The following is a 17,084-nucleotide window of genomic DNA, read 5'->3' as shown; positions in this document are numbered from 1 at the left end:
GTCAGGCTGAGATGTAGTGCAGGATGACGTTGTGGACGTGGTGGGCCTTGTTCTCGCCGCGGAATTCGACCTCGTAGGTGTGGGTGCCGACGTGGATGGCGATCGCGCCCGAGGAGAAGAAGGAGCCGGCGAACGACTTGTTGCTCACCACGCTCACCGCCGAGATCTTGGAGAACGGGATGCTGGTGATGGCGATCTTCTTGCCGACGAAGGACTTGTCCTGCACGATGACCCGCCGGTCGGTCAGGCCGAGGAACCCGGTTCCGGCCCCGATGGCGTCGTAGACGGCGATGATCTGCTCGCCGGGAAGCAGGCCGCTCTGGATCTGCTGGAGCTGCTCCCGCCGGTCGTACGCGATGTCTGCCATATCCGGGTAACGAATCGGGCAAAGGGCGGGTTCCTTGCCCGATTCGTATGGGGCCTCAGTCGCGGGTGAGGACGACGACCGGAATGTCCCTGTCGGTCTTGGTCTGGTACTCGTCGTAGGCGGGCCAGGTCTTGACCATCAGCTCCCAGAGCTCCGGCTTCTCGTCTGCGTCCGCCGTGCGCGCCCTGGCCCGGAAGCGGTCGCCCTTGACCTGGACCTCGACCTCGGGATCGGCCTGCAGGTTCAGGTACCAGGCCGGGTTCTCCGGTGTGCCGCCCTTGGAGGCGACGATCACCAGGTCGTCGCCGTGGCGCTGGTAGATGAGGGGTGTGGTCCGCTCCTGACCGCTCTTGCGGCCGAGCGTGGTGAGCAGGAGCACCGTGGTGCCGTTCCAGTCGTGGCCTTCGGCGCCGTCGGTCTCCAGATAGCGCCGCACGTGTTCGGGTCCGTAAAGCATGTGGAGCGCCTACCCGTTATCGGGCCTCGCATCGCCCTTCGCGGTGACTCTTTGCGACGAATTCACCCGTCGACCTCACCCGTCGACCTCACCCGGCGACCGCGGCGCAGGGCGGGTCAGCGGTCGCCCTCCCACTCGTCCTCCAGCGCCGAGTGCACGATGGAGTCGCGCCACCCGAGCGGAGTGGACACGTGATGGCGGATACGCCCCTCCTCCACCATCCCGGCGACCAGCATGGCGAGCTGCGCAGCGGTGTTGGAGGGCGAACGCGCCCCCCAGATGCGATGCAGGCCGAGATGCTTGAACCCGAAGCGCAGCAGCAGCCGGAAGGAGTCGGTGCCGATGCCCCGGCCCCACAGGTCGGGCCGCAGGCCGATGGCGATCTCGGCGCTGTGCGGATGGTCGTGCTCGACATGCAGCCTGGCCACGCCGAGCACGTCGTCGCCGTCGAGCACCGCCAGCACGTAGAGCCTGCGCGGCCGGGCCGAGGCGCCGGAGATGGCCTCCTCGACGATGCGTTCGACCTCTTCACGGCTGCGCGGATCGAAGGGCAGGTGCTCGGTCGCGGCCGGATCGCCGTACACCGCGTGCAGGGCGTCGACGTCCTGGGGGGTGACATCACGCAGCCCCAGCCTCTTGCCTGCGTACTCCACCCTGCTCATGGGCGAACGTTAGTGCCTGAGCGACGATCTTGCCAATAGTGGTCAGATGGCCAGTTGACTACCGTAAGCACGCGCGACGAGCTCGGCGACCGTGCTGTGCGAGCCCAGCAGGGGAGCGCATCCGGCGCCGATGCTCTGCGCCGCCTTTTCGGCCAGGTCCGCCGGACCCTCGGGACCGATGAGGCAGGGCGCGAGGGCCAGCCGGGCGGCACCGGCCGCGCGCAGCCGCTCGGCCGCGACCGTGACACCGGGCTCGCCGTCCAGGCAGGCGGCCACGACGGGCAGCGTGAGCCGGGAGGCCAGCAGTACGGCGGTGGCCTGCGTGGCGTGTACGGCACGGCCGCCGCCCAGGGTGGCCAGGATGACGGCGTCGACGGGGGTGGAGACGCTGAGCAGGCGCACACGGTCGTGCCTGGCCAGGTCGCGCTCGGCGAGCCTGATGTGCAGCGCCTCGGCCAGCAGCGGGTGCGGGCCGAGCGGCTCGGCGACGGTGACGTCGGCTCCGGCCGAGGCCACGACCTTGCCGATCTCGGTGAGCACGGCCGGGTCCGGCCAGGTCAGCAGCGGCACGATGACGGCGGAGCGGCCTTCGGGCAGTGCCTGTGCCAGTGCGCCGAGCGCGGCCAGCCGTACCTCGATCTGGGGGTTGTCCACGCTGACCATCTCGGCGATCTCGGCGGACACCCCCTGAGCCTCGCCCGGGGTCACCAGCAGCAGCACCGGGGCGTCCGAGGGAAGGGAGGAGGGAACGGGCCGCCGATGGCGGCCGCCACCGGGCCGGGGGGATCGTTCACGTACAGGCAGACTCACGGGGCAAATTTATGACTAAAACCCCACCCGTATCACCGAAATCGGGCGCGATTCCATCACAAACCTCAGTGTTTTCCGGGCATCCGGACACTCGGGCCGTTCAATGACCGCCGCACACCGGAGCCTCCCCCCGCCCGGTCGCCCGGACTTCGCCCGGCGGACATCAGAGGCTCACCCTCCCGCGCGCCGGAGCCTCGTCCTCACCGACAGAGCGGGACAATCTGTGGCTGAGCTGTGATCAACCGGAGGTGAAAGGCGGCTGTCTAACACGGCGAGTTGAAAGGAAAACGCCCATGAGGCACACCTCACGCACCACCACCATGGCCGCCGCCGCTCTGCTCGCGGCCGCGTCCATCGGTGCGACGGCGGCTCCGGCAGCCGCCGACCCCGCACCGCCCCTCGTCATCACCTCCACCGCCACCTTCATGCCCACCGGCGACCCCGCGCAGGCCCGCGCCGCCTGGATCGCCGGCTGCACCGGCAAGGACGACGTCGACCACCCGTGCGGATCGTGGCGCCTGCTCATGCGCGACGGCCGCACACTCACCGTGGCCGACGCCGCCCGCAACGACATCACGGGCCAGGGCAGGCAGGGCTCCGACATCGCCCAGTTCGCGATCAGCGAGGACGGCCGCTGGATCGTCTACGAGCGGGCACGCGACCACCGCATCGTCGTCAGGAAGGCGAGCGGCGGAGCCGTGCGCGAGCTTCCGGTCTCGCTGACCAAAGGCGGCCACGGCACCGAGAGCCTGCGGATCTGGCTCTCGCCCGACGGGACCAGGGTGCTGATCGACTACGACTACGACAAGGGCCGGTCGACCAAGGTCGTCACGGTCGCCACCGGCGTGATCCGCACGCTGCCCGGCAAGGACGTGCCGCGCGGCTTCAGCGCCGACGGCGACGAGGTGCTCGCCACGCGCGAACGCGCCGGGGACGTCACCGAACTGGTCGCGCACCGGCTCACCGACGGGGGATCGACCAGGCGGGTACCGCCGCAGGTCGTCGCGGTGAACGAGCCCTGGGCCCTGGCGGCCGACGGCACGACGCTGGCCTCGATCGGCAACACCGCGGGAGAAGGCAGGGGGCCGGTCTCGCTGCGGCTGTACGACCTGGACAGCGGGGCGCTGTCGAGGCGGATCCCGCTCGGCCTCAAGCCGGGCATGGCCGTGTGGAAGGCCCAGTGGGCGGACGAGGGCCGTCTGACGGTCAAGACGCAGTCCGGAGGGGAAAGCGGGCCGACGGTGGTACGGGTGCTCACCGTCGACACCGAGACCGGGACAGCACGGCAGAACGACAGGTACACGATCACATCATCGGCTTTCACCTGGTACGCGGCGGGGGAGTGAAGGACATGAACAGGACATCGATCGCGCTCTCGGCCGCCCTGGCCGCCCTCCTGGCCACGGCCACCGGTACGGCGGCGCACGCCGATCCGCACCACCACGGCAAGGACGACATCCGCTACGCCTCGATGGCGGGCTGCCCGGACAAGTACGGCGGCACCGAGCCGTGCGGCCCGTGGCGCCTGGTCCTGCACAGCGGCAAGCAGATCAAGCTCACCGACGCCAGAAGGCTGCCCCGTGGCGCCGACGGCCGCGAATCGGGAGGCGTCACGCCGATCGCGGTGAGCGGCAACGGACAGAAGGTCGTCTACCTCCGCAAGGACGGCAGGGTCGCCGTCCGCACGCTCGGCGGCTCGGTCAAGCTGCTGCCCAAGAGCACGCTGCCCGCCGGGACCAACGACTACGACCTGACCTTCCAGCTCTCCGACGACGGCGGTGTGCTGGCGGTGTTCTCCAACGGCGATCGCGGCTGGACGCGGCTGTTCGACACCGGTTCGGGCGCCCTGCTCGGCACCGTCGGGAAGAAGGAGTCCTTCGTCGGTCTGAGCGGCGACGCGGGCGAGGTGCTGACCAGCACCTACGACGACGAGGGCGTCACCGGCCTGAACGTGCACAAGGTCTCGGGCGAGGCGGTCGTCAGCGCCGTCCCGCCCCAGCTCGTCGGCCGCAACTCCCCCTACGCCCTGCACGCCGACGGCGCCACGCTGGCCGTCGTGGTGAGCTCACCCAGGCTCAAGGTCGTCCTGTACGACCTCGAAGGCGACCAGATCACCGCGAGCCTGCCGGTCAAGGCGCCCAAGGGGGCGAGCGTGCAGAAGGCGGACTGGACCGGCGACACGCAGCTCACCCTGCACCTGGACACCTATCCCGACAGCGGCCCGACCAAGGTCACCGTCATCCAGCTCGACGTCGCCACCGGCGTGACGAAGGTACGCGACTCCTACACGGTCCTGGCCGACACCTACACCTACGCCTCCTGCGGCGGGTAGAGGCGCAGCAGGTCCTCCTCGGTCTCGCGCCGTACGATCACCCGGCTCGCGCCGTCGCGGGCCGCGACGACGGCAGGCCTGGCGACGTGGTTGTAGTTGCTCGCCATCGCGCGCTGGTAGGCGCCGGAGGCGGCGATCGCGATCAGGTCGCCGGGCCGTACGTCGCCGGGCAGGGGGACGTCGCGGACCAGGACGTCGCCGCTCTCGCAGTGCTTGCCGACGACGGTGAAGGGGCGCAGGGGCGCCGCCGAGGAGCGGCCCGCCAGGGCGGCGGTGTACGGCGCGCCGTACATGGCGGGGCGTGGGTTGTCGCTCATGCCGCCGTCGACGCTGACGAAGACGCCCTTGACGGTGCCGACCTCGTACAGGGCGACCGTCGAGGGCGCCGCGATCGAACGGCCGGGCTCGACGGCCAGCCTGAACCCGCCCGTCTCCTTCTGCAGCGTGGTGACCAGCTCGGCGGGCGTCGGCGGGAGCTGGTCGGCCAGATAGCTGACGCCGAGGCCGCCGCCGAGGTCGAGCTTGCCGATCGTGATGCCGTGCGCGAGTTCGAGTTCGGTGGCGAAGGCGGCCATGCGCGCGGCGGCGGTGGCGAAGCCGGTCAGTTCGAGCAGCTGCGAGCCGATGTGGGAGTGCAGCCCGACGAGTTCGAGGGAGGGGCAGGCCAGCACCTCCTCCACCGCACGCGCGGCCAGCCCGGCGTTCAGCGAGAAGCCGAACTTGGCGTCGTCGCCGCCGGTCGCGATCGAGGCGTGGGTACGCGCGTCGACGCCTGGCGTCACCCTGACCATCACCGGCTGGCGCACGCCGAGCCCGGCCGTGATCTCCCGCAGCCTGGCGATCTCCTCGAAGGAGTCGACGACCACGCACCCCACGCCCCAGGCGACGGCCTGGCGCAGCTCGGCGGGCGACTTGTTGTTGCCGTGGAAGACCACACGGCCGGGCGGCATGCCACCGGCCCTGGCGACGGCCAGTTCGCCCCCGGTGCACACGTCGAGCGACAGGCCCGCCTGGTCCAGCCAGCGCACGACCTCCGGGCACAGGAACGCCTTGCCGCCGTAGTGCACGTCGCCGTCGCCCATGGCCTGCAGCCAGTCCTGGCAGCGTGACCTGAAGTCGTGCTCGTCCAGCACGTACAGCGGCGTGCTGTGCGTGCGCGCGAGTTCGGCGACGCCGACGCCGCCGACGCTGAGCTCGCCGTCCTGCCAGGCCGCCGTACGCGGCCACACGTTCACCATGGTCATGACGCGACAGCCTAGGCAGCGTCGTCGCCCTGGCCGGGTGAGCGCCGATGGTTTCGATGCTCAGGCTCACAAGCCTTCATGATTGTTGGGCTCCGCCGGTGCTGCGGACACGATGTCCCTTGCCCGGGGGTGGTCCGCGTAGTGCCCTCCCCACTTCAGCACAGGATGGAGCACCCCCTTTGAGCCTCGACCTGCTCCTCAGCGGCGGGCTGGTCGCCGACGGCACCGGCGCGCCACGACGCCGCGCCGACGTCGGCGTGCGCGGCGGGCGGCTGGTCCTGCTCCCGCCGGAGGCGAGGCCCGAGGCCGCCGAGGTGCTCGACGCCACCGGCCTCGTCGTCGCGCCCGGCTTCGTCGACGTGCACACCCACTCCGACGCCGTGTCGCTGCTCGGCCCGGTCGCGGCCGCACTGGCCGCCGCGCCCGTGCTGATGGGCGTGACCGTGGAGATCTGCGGCAACTGCGGCTCCAGCCTGTTTCCCGCCCTGCCCGAACGGCTGGCCGGGCTGCGGCGCTCCAGCCGGGCCGGGTTCGGCGGCGACGTGCCCGTCTTCGCGGGCTTCGACGGCTTCGCCGAGGCGCACCGGGCCGTCCCCCGCTCCAACCACCTCACCTCGCTGGTCGGCCATGGCACGCTGCGCGCGGGAGTGGTCGGCTACGACGACAGGGCCGCACGGCCGGACGAGCTCGACCGCATGTGCGGCCTGCTCGCCGAGGCGCTCGAAGCCGGAGCCGCGGGCCTGTCCACCGGCCTCATCTACACCCCAGGCACCTACGGCGGCACCGACGAGGTCGTCGCCCTGGCCAAGGTCGCCGCACGGTACGGCAGGCCGTACGTCACGCATCTGCGCGACGAGATGGCCAATGTCGAGCAGGCGCTGGAGGAGGCGGTCGAGATCGCCGGACGGAGCGGCGCCGCCCTGCACGTGTCGCACCACAAGACGGCGGGCAGGCACGCGTGGGGCCGCACCGAACGCACCCTCGCCCGTATGACCGGACTCCGGGCCTCCGGCATGGACCTGACCTGCGACGTCTACCCCTACACCGAGGCGAGCACGTCGCTGGCCGCGATGTTGCCGCCGTGGGCCAACGACGGCGGCGCCGACGCCCTGCTGGAGCGCCTGACCTCGACCGCCGAGCGCGGGCGCATGGCCGAGGCCATCGCCGAAGGCGTGCCCGGCTGGGAGAACACCGTGGGCAACGGCGGCTGGGACCGCATCTCGGTGGCCTGCGCCACCCGCAACCCGGAGGCCGAAGGCCGCACGATCCAGGAGCTCGCCGGATCGGGCGACCCGATGGACGTGGTGGCCGACCTGCTGCTCAGCGAACGCGGCGAGGTCACGATCATCAGCCATTCGATGCGCGAGGACGACGTGCGCCGGGTGCTCGCGGCCGGGTTCACGATGATCGGCTCCGACGGCGTGCCCAAGCCTGGCCATCCCCATCCGAGGCTCGCCGGCACCTTCCCCCGTGTGCTCGGCCGCTATGTGCGCGAGTTCGGCCTGCTGTCGCTGGAGACGGCCGTGCACCGGATGACGGGCATGGCAGCCGAACGGTTCGGGTTGCGCGACCGCGGCGTGGTACGCGACGGCGCACACGCCGACCTCGTCGTGTTAGACCCGGCGACGATCGCCGACGGCGCCACCTATGCTGAGCCGTTGCTCCCGCCACAGGGCATCGCCGCCGTCGTCGTCTCGGGACGCGTCGCGGTGCGGGGCGGCGAGCTGACCGAGGACCGTCCCGGAAGGATCATCACACTGTGAACGCCGCAGCCGCCCTTGAGGCGATCGCCGGGACGTGCCCGGGCACGCTGGGCGTCGCCGTACGCGACCTGCGCGGCGGCCCCGCGCTCGGGGTCGGCCAGGAGCGGGAGCTGGCGCTGGCCAGTGTGGGCAAGCTGCTGCTGCTGGCCGAGGTGGCGATGAGCGCCGAAGGCGGCATCCTCGACCTGAGCGAGCCCTGGGAGTTGCTCGACGACGACTACAGCGAAGGCTCGGGCCTGCTGCCGTCGTTGTCGGGGCGCGTCTGGTCGCTCGGCGACCTGGCGCTGCTCACCGCCGCGGTCAGCGACAACACCGCCACCAACGCGCTGCTGCGCCGGGTCGGCCTCGACCGGGTCAACGCCGCCGCGGCGGCGCTCGGCCTGCCCAGGACCAGGTTGCTGGACCGGATCAGGGAGCCGAGGGGCCCACAGCACCCGCCGACCTTCGCACTCGGTACGGCGGGCGAGCTGGCCAGGCTGGCCGCGATGGTCGCGGGCGAGGGCGGCTGGCAGCCGATCATGGCTGGCTGGATGCGCGCCTGCACCGACCACACGCTCGTCCCCGCCCTGGTCAGGCATGACCCGGAGTCCGGCTGGCTGGCCAACAAGACCGGCACGGACGAGGGCGTCAGGGCCGACGTCGGCGTCATGGACGGCGTGCTCGCCTACGCGGTCGTCGCCAACGGCCCACCCGGCTCGGAGGAGGGCCTGGCCGACGCGGTGCGCCGGGCGGGCGCGGTGATCGGCGGGCTCCTCTAGCGCAGCGCCGGGTCCAGCGAGTTGCGCAGCTGGGCCGAGGCCGTGCGCATGTAGGCGAGGAAGGAGCGCAGGGCCGGGTTCGGATTGGTCGGGCGCACCGCGACGCCGATCCTGCGGAACAGCTGCGGTGTGGCCAGCCTGCACGTGCGGATGCCCGCCACGCCGTGCAGGCCGAGGCTGGGCACGAGCGCGACGCCGAGCCCGGCGCGTACCAGGCCGACCGTCACCTCGTAGTGGTCGCTGCGGCAGCGGATCTTCGGCTGGAAGCCCTCCATGGCGGCGGCGCGCTCCAGGATCGACACCGGGTGCTCGGTGCCGAAGGTGGTGATCCAGGGCTCGTCCGCCAGGTCGGACAGACGCACCTTGGGCCGCATGCCCGCCGGGTGCCCCGACGGCACGACCAGCAGTTGCGGCTCGTCGAACAGCGGCAGGATCTCCACGCCCTCCGGACAGCTCCACGGGTCGAGCGCGTGCTCGAAGACCACCAGGACGTCCAGCGCGCCGCGCTCCAGATCGGGCAGCAGCTCGTGCGGCTGGCCTTCGACGAGGTCGAGCGAGACCTGCGGATAGCGCGAGGCGAAACGCGACAGGGCCAGCGGGAGCAGCCGGTAGCCCGCCGAGGCGAAGAAGCCGATGCGCAGCTCGCCCGCGTCGACCCTGGCCTGGGCCAGCAGGTCCTTCTCGGCCGCCTCGATGATGTCGACGACCTCCTGCGCGCGCAGCGCGAGGCGCCTGCCCGACTCGGTCAGGCGCAGGCTCTGCGCGTTGCGCTCGACCAGGCCGACCCCGGCCTCCTCCTCCAGCTTGGACAGCTGGTGCGAGACCGCCGACGGCGACAGTTTCAGCGCGCGCGCCGCACCGGCGATGCTCCCGGTGCGGAAGACCTCCAGCAGGACGCGCAGACGGTTGCTGCTCAGCATCCGACCAGCGTAGAGCGCCCTTCACCGGCTGCGGCCAGGCGGGCCAGCCTGCCGTAGGAGTCGAGCCGCTCGCCGAGGTCGAAGGTGTTCATGGTGATGAGCACCTCGTCGGCCTCGCTGCGCCGCAGCAGGTCGTCGAGTGCGGCGGCGACCTCCTCGTCGGTGCCGTGGATCTGGCCGGACAGCGCCTGCTCCAGGTGCTCGCGCTCGCGCCGGGAGTGGTCGAGTGCGAGCGCCTCGGTGGCGGGCAGCAGGGCGGGGAAGACGCCGTGGGTACGCGAGTAGGCGGTGGCCCACGCCTCGGGCACGAGCAGGTCGCGCGCCTGCCGCGTGCTCGCCGCCACCGCGACGGAGACGGCCACGACCACGTAGGGGAGCGGCGACCACGCCGAGGGCGTGAAGGCGTCGCGGTAGCCGTCGATCGCGCGCAGCATCCGGTCCTCGTCGCGGGTGCGGGCGATGACGAGCGGCAGGCCGAGCTCGGCGGCCACCTCGGCGCCCGAGCCGATCGCCAGGACGAACGGCGGCACCCGAAGGCCCTGTGCGGGCATCGCCCTGACCGAGGTGCCTTCGCCCTCCTGGGTGAAGTAGCCGAGCAGCTCGCGTATCTGGTCGGCGAACCCGTCGGCGGCACGCAGGTCGGCGCCGAGCGCCCGCCGTACCCGGCCGGTGAAGCCGACCGAGCGGCCGAGACCCATGTCGATGCGGCCGGGGTGCAGCGACTCCAGCACGCCGAACTGCTCGGCGACCACCAGCGGCCGGTGGTTGGGCAGCATGACCCCGCCGGTGCCGACCCTGATGCGGGAGGTCGCGGCGGCGACGGCCGCGGCCAGCACGGTCGGCGCCGACCCGGCGACACCCGGCACGCCGTGGTGCTCGGCGACCCAGAAACGGTGGTAGCCGAGCGCCTCGGCCTGCGCGGCGAAGGCCACGGTGTCGCGCAGCGACTGCGCGGGCGAGCGCCCCCGCCGCACGAGCGACCGGTCGAGTACGGACAGCCTGGTGTCGTGCAGGGATGGGCTCACCTCAGGTGCAACGCCTGAGGGCCGGGGAGATTCCGCGAGGCTCAGCCGCGCAGCGCGGCGGCCAGGCCGGTGGCCAGCGGAGTGGTCGGACGGCCGATCAGCTTGGCCAGGTCGCCGGGCGTCGAGGCGAGCCAGCCTTCGGAGATGCGCACGTCGGCGTCGGCCAGCGCGGCGGCGTACTCGGCGGGCAGGCCGGCGCCGAGCAGGACGTCGAGGTAGCCCTGGTGCGGCAGGTCCTGGTAGGCGACGTTCTTGCCGCCGATCTCGGCGACGGCCGCGGCCAGCTCGGGCAGGCTCCAGGCCACGTCGCCCGACAGCTCGTAGACGGTGTCGTCGTGGCCTTCGCCGGTCAGGACGGCGGCGGCAGCGGCGGCGTAGTCGGCGCGCGAGGCGCTGGCCACCCGGCCCTCGCCTGCCGCGCCGAAGATGGTGCCGTACTCCAGGCCGGTGCGCGCCGACGACACGTAGTTCTCGGTGTACCAGCCGTTGCGCAGGAGGCTGAAGGGCACGCCGGTCGTCCTGATGTGCTCCTCGGACGCCTTGTGCTCGACGGCCAGGCCGATGGGCGAGGTGTCGGCGTGCAGGATGCTGGTGTAGGCCAGCAGGGCGACCCGGGCCGATGCCGCCGCGTCGGCGATCCCGGCGTGCTGGGCCGCGCGCTTGCCGAACTCGTTGCCGGAGATGAGCAGCACCCTGTCGCCCTCGGCGAAGACGTCGGCGAAGCTCTGCGGGGCGTCGTAGTCGCCCCGGTGCACCGTGACCCCTCGGGCGGCCAGGTCCGATGCCCTGGCGGTGTCGCGGACGACGACGGCGACCTGGTCGGCGGGCACGCTGCCGAGCAGCTCCTCGACGACGAGGCGGCCCAGGTGCCCGGTGGCGGCGGTGACGACGATCATCTCGGCTGATCCCTCTCACGATGCGCATGAAACTAACAGGCCAGAGGTTAGTACTAACTTTTCGACAGTGCAAACCTTTCGATAGTGCAGCGTTGGATACCATGGCGCTATGGAAGACGAGCACAACGAGATCCTGTTCGATGTGTTCATGCGCGCCTGCCCCTCACGCGAGACGCTGGAGCACATGACAGGCCGCTGGGGCATCCTGGCGCTCGCCGCCCTGCTCGACGGCACCTACCGGTTCAACGCCCTGCGCCGCCGGGTCGACGGGGTCAGCGAGAAGATGCTGGCCCAGACGCTGCAGGCGCTCGAACGCGACGGCCTGGTCGACCGGCAGGCCCAGCCCAGCATTCCGCCCAAGGTGGAGTACTCCCTGACCGAGATCGGCCGTGAGGCCGCCGTCAGGCTGATGCGGCTCATCGAGTGGACCGAGGCGCAGATGCCCGAGGTGATGGCCGCACGCGAGCGGCACGACGCCGCCAAGGAGAGCCAGCAAGCCTAGGCGTCGAGCCTGCGGCGCAGGTGGCGGGCGGTGGCGCCGTCGCCGCGTGCCACCTCGCGCGGCGTGCCTTCGGCCACGATGCGCCCGCCCGCGTCGCCGCCGCCGGGTCCCAGGTCGATCACCCAGTCGGCCGAGGCCACCACGTCCATGTCGTGCTCGACCAGCACCACCGTGTCACCGCCCGCGACCAGGCCGCGCAACTGGGCCAGCAGCAGATCGGCGTCGGCCGGATGCAGCCCGGTCGTCGGCTCGTCCAGGACGTGGAGCGTGTGCCCCCTGCGTACCCGCTGCAGCTCGGCCGCCAGCTTGACCCGCTGCGCCTCGCCGCCCGACAGCGTCGTCGCGGGCTGCCCGAGACGCAGGTAGCCGAGGCCGACCTCCTCCAACACCCGCAGGCTGCGCGCCGCCTGCGGCACGGCGGCCAGCACCTCGCGCGCCCGTTCCACCGTCAGGTCGAGCACGTCGGCGATCGAGCGGCCGTCGACCTCGATCTGGAGCGTCTCGGCGTTGTACCTGGCCCCGTGGCACACCGGGCACGGCGCGCTCGCCTCGGGCAGGAACAGCATCTCGATCGAGATCACGCCCTCGCCCTGGCACTCCTCGCAACGCCCGCCCGCGACGTTGAAGGAGAAACGCCCGGCGTCGTAGCCCCTGCGCCGGGCCTCCGGCGTCGCCGCGAACAGGCGGCGCACCGCGTCGAACAGGCCGGTGTAGGTGGCCAGGTTCGAACGCGGTGTACGCCCGATCGGCCGCTGGTCGACCACCACCAGCCGCTTGATCGCCTCCAGGCCCTTGACGCCGGTGAGCACACCCTCCGGCACGCGGCGTCCCTCGCCGTCGTCGCCGTCCTCCTGCTCGCGCTCCTGGCCGAGATGGGCGGCCACGACGCCGGTGAGCACGTGCCCGACCAGGGTGGTCTTGCCCGATCCCGAAACGCCGGTCACCGCGGTCAGCACGCCGAGCGGCAGCCGTACGTCCAGGGCGTGCAGGTTGTGGCAGGTGACGCCGTGCAGGTCGAGCCAGCCCGAAGGCGTGCGCGCCGGGTCGCGGTGCGGGGCGCGCCCGCCGAACAGGTACGTCCGCGTGACCGACTCGGCGACCCCGGCCAGGCCCGCCACCTCGCCGCTGTAGAGCACGCGCCCGCCGCGCTCGCCCGGACCCGGCCCCACGTCCACGATCCAGTCGGCCTGCCGCATCACATCGAGGTCGTGCTCGACGACGAAGATCGAGTTGCCCGCCTCGCGCAGCCGTCGCAGGGCCGTCATCAGCGCCTCGGTGTCGGCCGGATGCAGCCCGGCCGACGGCTCGTCCAGCACGTAGAGCACGCCGAACAGGCCCGAACGCAGCTGCGTGGCCAGCCGCAGCCGCTGCAGCTCGCCCGATGACAGGGTCGAGGTCGACCGGTCGGCGCTCAGGTACCCGAGCCCGAGTTCGGCCATCGTCGCGATCCGCTCCACCAGGTTGCCCGCCAGCGCCGCCGCCGCCCGCCTGGCCTCGTCGTACGGCGGCGCACCCGTCGCCGCGACGTGCTCGCCCAGCACCCGGGCCAGGCCGGTCAGCGGCAGCGCCGCGAGCTCGGTCACGTCCCGCCCGGCGAAACGCACGGCCAGCGCGTCCGGCTTGAGCCTGCGGCCGTGGCAGACCGGACAGGGTTCCGACTCGAGGAAACGGGCCGCCCTGGCCCGCAGCGCCGCGCTCTTGGTGGTGGCGAACGTGTGCAGAACGTACCTGCGCGCACTGGAGAAGGTGCCCTGGTAGTCGCGCTGGATGCGCCCGGCCTCGCGCACCGGGTGCACGGTGACGACCGGCTGCTCGTCGGTCATCAGGATCCACTCGCGCCGCTCGGCCGGTAGCCGCTCCCACGGGATGTCGACGTCGACGCCGAGCTCGGCCAGGATGTCGCGGTAGTTCTTGCCCTGCCAGGCGCCGGGCCAGGCGGCCACCGCGCCCTGCCTGATGCTCAGGCCCGGATCGGGGACCAGGCTCCGCTCGCTGACCGTGTGCACCCGCCCGAGACCGTGGCAGTGCGGGCAGGCCCCGACCGTGGTGTTGGGGGAGAAGGCGTCGGAGTCCAGGCGGGGCGCGCCCGGCGGATAGTCACCGGCACGCGAGAGGAGCATGCGCAGCACGTTCGACAGCCGCGTCACCGTCCCGACCGAGGAACGCGCGTTGCCGCCGCCCCTGGCCTGCCGCAGCGCCACGGCGGGCGGCAGGCCGGTGATGTCGCCGACCGAGGGCGCGCCGACCTGCTCGATCAGCCGCCTGGCATAGGGCGCGACCGACTCCAGGTAGCGGCGCTGCGCCTCGGCGTAGATCGTGCCGAACGCCAGCGACGACTTGCCCGACCCCGACACCCCGGTGAAGACGACCAGCCGGTCGCGCGGGGCGTCGAGGTCGACGTGCCGGAGATTGTGCTCACGCGCGTCCCGCACCCTGACCATCGGGTCGGCGGCCGCATCCTCGATCATGAGGTCGAGCGTATGCCCAGGTCGCGGGCCGTCCTGGACCATTTCGCTAAACCATGCGCCTGATCTCGCCGAAGGTACGGTAGAAGCCGCCCCGGCCGGAGGAGCGCACGCCGTCGACCAGGTAGCGCGCGCCCGCCTGCCTGATCTCCTTGGGGAACTGCACGTTCCAGCCCTCGTAGCCGGGCGTGACGACGCGGACCCTGAGCCGCTCGCCCTCCATGACGCACTCGACGATCACGCCGTCGCCGTCGGCGTGCGTGACGGTCTCCAGCACGATCGAGGGCTCGACGACCGCGAGAGAGGCGGCGGCCTTGACGTCGACGGGCTCGGGCACGGTGCCCGACCTGGCCGCCGCGATGGCCGCCTCACTGGCGTCCACACAGGCCAGCGTGCCGTCGGTGGTGACGATGTAGAGCTTGTCGTCGAGGAACTGCATGGAGAACGCCGAGCCGCACCCGGTGCCGAGCTTCCACAGCCGCTCGCCCGAGGCGTCGAAGCAGTAGATGGAGGAGTGGCTGTCCCCGGCGAACACGTAGCGTCCGCCCGGCGCGGTGGCGCAGGAGAAGACGGAGGCGTCGCACCGGTAGACGCCCTCGGTGGCGCCGTCGGCCTTGGCCAGCCTGTGCACGGTCGAGGCCGAGGTGCCCGCGTACACCGATGAGGCCTCCTGCCAGCCGAACAGCACCTGCCCCTCGACCCGCGAGTGCCACTGCGGGGCCCCGTCGGAGGCGGCGTAGCGCGCCACGCCCTTGGAGTGGCCGTGGTAGACGGCGTCCTCGTCGCAGCGCACCATCCACCCGGCCTCGCCCTGGCCGGTACGGGCCCACTGGAACTCGTCCTCGTAGTCGATCGTGGTGATCCGCCCGGCCCGGTCGGAGACGCCGAGCACACCGTCGTGCACGTCGAGCCAGTAGATGTCGACATCGGCCGCGATCTCGTAGGCCGCCCTCGGCACCTTGCCGCTCAGGTCGTACACCTTGCCGTCGTCGCAGCCCGCGTAGATCCAGAAGTCGTCGGCGACGATGCACTTGACGCCGTCGGGCAGCCGGAAGCGCCCGGTCACCGAGCCGGTGTGGCTGACGGTGTACACATCGCCGTTCTGGTTGCCCACCCAGCACCGCTCGCCGTCGACGAAGATGCCGAACGCCGATGCCCCACTGGCGAAACGCCACAACACCGGCGCCTGCTGCGCGGTCGAGCGCGTGCTGCTGATCGCCCTGCGCGTCACGGTACGGCGCTGCCGTACGCCTCGGACGGCGGGGGCGTAGCCCTTGCGGACCTTCTCGCCGATCTTCTTGGCGGCGGCGGCCTGGGCCTTCTCCAGGGTGGGGAAGGAGGTGACCTTGACCTGGCCGGACTCCCCGATGCGGCCGTAGGTGATCGTCACTTGGGTTCCCGACACCGCCACGTCGTAGAACTTGTGCGATCCGCCGTCGTCCTCAGACAGCTCAAGGTAGGTCATGTCAGCATCCGTTCGCATGTGTCGGGGTTGATCGACTGGTCGGGAGACTAGAGGAGATCCACGACATATTTCGCACATCGCTAGGTCTTGCGAGGTTCTTACGTCCCCGCCGCAGCCCTCCACACGGCATCCGGCGGCGATCAGGATGGCGTTCACATCCCGTCCGATCTCCTCGTGGAGGCCTTTCATGTCCTTGATCCGTTTCACTGCCGTGGCCGGGTTCGGCTGCGCGTCACTGCTGCTCGTCAACGTCGCGCGGCGGGGCGGCCTGCTGCCCGAGACCGCGCTCACCCACGCCGTCGCGCCCTTCGCCGCGCTCGGCGGGCTGTTCGCGGTGACCGGGCTCTACCTGCTCATCAGAGGGGTGGCCGGGCGCGTCGGCCTGACCGGTTACGTGCTGGCCGCCGCCGGGCTGGCCGGGGCCTTCGCCGTGGAGTACACGCTGCACTTCGTCTTCCCCTACCTGCCGCCCGCGACGGTGGTCGCGCTGGTGGCGGGCGGCACGGGACGGGCGTTCCTGGTGACGTCGGCGGTGCTGCTGGCCGGTGTGTTCGTCTTCGGCTTCGCCGCCGCGCGCTCGCGGGCGCTGCCGGTGGCCGCGGTCGTGCTCTTCGTCGCGGGCATGACGCCTGGCTCGCTGCGCTCGCTCGTGCCGCTGCCGGTCTACCTCGGCGGGCTGGTGCTCGCGGCGGCCGGAATCGCCTGGCTGTCGGTCAGGCTCTGGTCGGGGGAGGAGCGGCGTGAGGTGCTGAGGGTCGGCGCGGGCGTCTGACGGGCCGGTTGCCCGATCACACGATCTCCGGATAAATCCCGCCAAGCCCTCAACCTTTCCCCGCCCTCGATCGGTTAAGCGGATAAGAGCATCGGCGAGGCGGAGGGGCGTCCGTGACAGATCCCGCAGGGTTCCACGAGTTCGTGGTGACCCGAGGTCCTGCGCTGTCGCGAACCGCCTTCCTGCTCACCGGCGACCACCACACGGCCGCCGACCTGCTGCAGGAGGCACTGGTCAAGACGGCTGCCCGCTGGCGCAGGGTCTCGGCGGGCGGCAACCCCGAGGCCTACGTGCGCACGGTCATGCTCAACCAGCTCCGCACCTGGCGGCGGCCACGCAGGCTCGCCTTCTTCGCCGCGGCCGAGGTGCCGGAGCCGACGGTGGCCGACGGATCGGGCGACAGCGACAGGAAGGTGATGCTCGCGAGCGCGCTCGCCGTCCTCACCCCGCGCCAGCGTGCCGTGCTCTACCTGCGCTTCTACGAGGACCTCTCCGAGGCGCAGGTCGCCGAGCGGCTCGACTGCACGATCGGCACCGTCAAACGGCACGCGCACGACGCGCTGGCCAGACTGCGCAAACACGCGCCGGCCCTGCTCGGGACCCCCGAGGACGCCCGCTCGTGACCCGGGGGCGAAAGCGGCGATCG

The 17,084-nt window shown here is 71.9% G+C and carries 17 protein-coding genes; 7 read left to right on the top strand and 10 right to left on the bottom strand.

Annotation, left to right across the window (positions count from 1 at the left end; genetic code table 11):
* Position 1: 1 nt before the first annotated feature.
* From ACTWNK_RS28855 to ACTWNK_RS28840, 4 genes are all read right to left on the bottom strand, one after another.
* A complete protein-coding gene (locus tag ACTWNK_RS28855) occupies positions 2–367 on the bottom strand; it encodes a PH domain-containing protein (RefSeq protein ID WP_474307687.1) in 366 nt (121 codons plus the stop codon).
* Between the two features lie 55 nt (positions 368–422).
* On the bottom strand, positions 423–824 hold the full coding sequence (locus ACTWNK_RS28850) for a nitroreductase family deazaflavin-dependent oxidoreductase (RefSeq protein ID WP_474307686.1): 402 nt from the start codon (positions 822–824) through the stop codon (positions 423–425).
* A 116-nt stretch (positions 825–940) separates the two neighbouring features.
* Positions 941–1,486, bottom strand: a complete 546-nt coding sequence (locus ACTWNK_RS28845) for a GNAT family N-acetyltransferase (RefSeq protein WP_474307685.1) — start codon at positions 1,484–1,486, stop codon at positions 941–943.
* A gap of 42 nt (positions 1,487–1,528) precedes the next feature.
* Complete coding sequence (locus ACTWNK_RS28840) at positions 1,529–2,296, bottom strand: sirohydrochlorin chelatase (protein ID WP_474307684.1); 768 nt, start codon at positions 2,294–2,296, stop codon at positions 1,529–1,531.
* A gap of 293 nt (positions 2,297–2,589) precedes the next feature.
* Here ACTWNK_RS28840 and ACTWNK_RS28835 point away from each other — a divergent pair, with 293 nt between their 5' ends.
* Positions 2,590–3,642 (top strand): WD40 repeat domain-containing protein, encoded by a 1,053-nt coding sequence (locus ACTWNK_RS28835; RefSeq protein ID WP_474307683.1) that lies wholly within the window; start codon positions 2,590–2,592, stop codon positions 3,640–3,642.
* Positions 3,643–3,647: 5 nt separating this feature from the next.
* The gene (locus ACTWNK_RS28830; RefSeq protein ID WP_474307682.1) at positions 3,648–4,628 is read left to right on the top strand and encodes a WD40 repeat domain-containing protein; all 981 of its coding nucleotides are present in this window, start codon (positions 3,648–3,650) and stop codon (positions 4,626–4,628) included.
* Here the strand turns inward: ACTWNK_RS28830 and lysA are convergent.
* Positions 4,607–5,872 carry a diaminopimelate decarboxylase gene (gene lysA, locus ACTWNK_RS28825; RefSeq protein WP_474307681.1) on the bottom strand — a complete coding sequence of 422 codons (1,266 nt, stop codon included), beginning with the start codon at positions 5,870–5,872 and terminating at the stop codon, positions 4,607–4,609. The two genes, ACTWNK_RS28830 and lysA, sit on opposite strands and share 22 nt — an antisense overlap.
* A 179-nt stretch (positions 5,873–6,051) precedes the next feature.
* On the opposite strand from lysA, the gene ACTWNK_RS28820 reads away from it, so the two are divergent.
* Together ACTWNK_RS28820 and ACTWNK_RS28815 are read left to right on the top strand one after the other, a co-directional pair.
* On the top strand, positions 6,052–7,635 hold the full coding sequence (locus tag ACTWNK_RS28820) for an N-acyl-D-amino-acid deacylase family protein (protein ID WP_474307680.1): 1,584 nt from the start codon (positions 6,052–6,054) through the stop codon (positions 7,633–7,635).
* Complete coding sequence (locus ACTWNK_RS28815) at positions 7,632–8,393, top strand: serine hydrolase (RefSeq protein ID WP_474307679.1); 762 nt, start codon at positions 7,632–7,634, stop codon at positions 8,391–8,393. Before ACTWNK_RS28820 ends, ACTWNK_RS28815 begins: the two co-directional genes overlap by 4 nt.
* Here the strand turns inward: ACTWNK_RS28815 and ACTWNK_RS28810 are convergent.
* Genes ACTWNK_RS28810 through ACTWNK_RS28800 form a run of 3 tightly spaced genes read right to left on the bottom strand, consistent with a single transcriptional unit; the run spans position 8,390 to position 11,234 of the window.
* Positions 8,390–9,313, bottom strand: a complete 924-nt coding sequence (locus tag ACTWNK_RS28810; RefSeq protein ID WP_474307678.1) for a LysR family transcriptional regulator — start codon at positions 9,311–9,313, stop codon at positions 8,390–8,392. The two genes, ACTWNK_RS28815 and ACTWNK_RS28810, sit on opposite strands and share 4 nt — an antisense overlap.
* Positions 9,307–10,338, bottom strand: a complete 1,032-nt coding sequence (locus ACTWNK_RS28805) for an MsnO8 family LLM class oxidoreductase (RefSeq protein WP_474307677.1) — start codon at positions 10,336–10,338, stop codon at positions 9,307–9,309. Before ACTWNK_RS28805 ends, ACTWNK_RS28810 begins: the two co-directional genes overlap by 7 nt.
* Before the next feature lie 41 nt (positions 10,339–10,379).
* Positions 10,380–11,234, bottom strand: coding sequence for an NmrA family NAD(P)-binding protein (locus ACTWNK_RS28800; RefSeq protein WP_474307676.1), 855 nt, complete (start codon positions 11,232–11,234; stop codon positions 10,380–10,382).
* Positions 11,235–11,343: 109 nt separating this feature from the next.
* On the opposite strand from ACTWNK_RS28800, the gene ACTWNK_RS28795 reads away from it, so the two are divergent.
* A complete protein-coding gene (locus ACTWNK_RS28795; RefSeq protein ID WP_474307675.1) occupies positions 11,344–11,736 on the top strand; it encodes a winged helix-turn-helix transcriptional regulator in 393 nt (130 codons plus the stop codon).
* Here the strand turns inward: ACTWNK_RS28795 and uvrA are convergent.
* Positions 11,733–14,204, bottom strand: coding sequence for an excinuclease ABC subunit UvrA (uvrA, locus tag ACTWNK_RS28790; protein ID WP_474307674.1), 2,472 nt, complete (start codon positions 14,202–14,204; stop codon positions 11,733–11,735). The two genes, ACTWNK_RS28795 and uvrA, sit on opposite strands and share 4 nt — an antisense overlap.
* Positions 14,205–14,250: 46 nt before the next feature.
* Positions 14,251–15,666: a WGR domain-containing protein gene (locus tag ACTWNK_RS28785; RefSeq protein WP_474307673.1), complete on the bottom strand. Its 1,416-nt coding sequence runs from the start codon at positions 15,664–15,666 to the stop codon at positions 14,251–14,253.
* 187 nt (positions 15,667–15,853) lie between these two features.
* Between ACTWNK_RS28785 and ACTWNK_RS28780 the strand changes: the two genes are divergently transcribed.
* The gene (locus tag ACTWNK_RS28780; protein WP_474307671.1) at positions 15,854–16,438 is read left to right on the top strand and encodes a hypothetical protein; all 585 of its coding nucleotides are present in this window, start codon (positions 15,854–15,856) and stop codon (positions 16,436–16,438) included.
* Between the two features lie 113 nt (positions 16,439–16,551).
* Positions 16,552–17,061, top strand: coding sequence for a SigE family RNA polymerase sigma factor (locus tag ACTWNK_RS28775; protein ID WP_474307670.1), 510 nt, complete (start codon positions 16,552–16,554; stop codon positions 17,059–17,061).
* Positions 17,062–17,084 lie beyond the last annotated feature (23 nt).

This window comes from Nonomuraea sp. IBHARD001 (genome assembly GCF_056106265.1).
The sequence above is the reverse complement of the archived record's forward strand: the minus strand, read 5'-3'. Positions and strand labels throughout refer to the sequence as shown.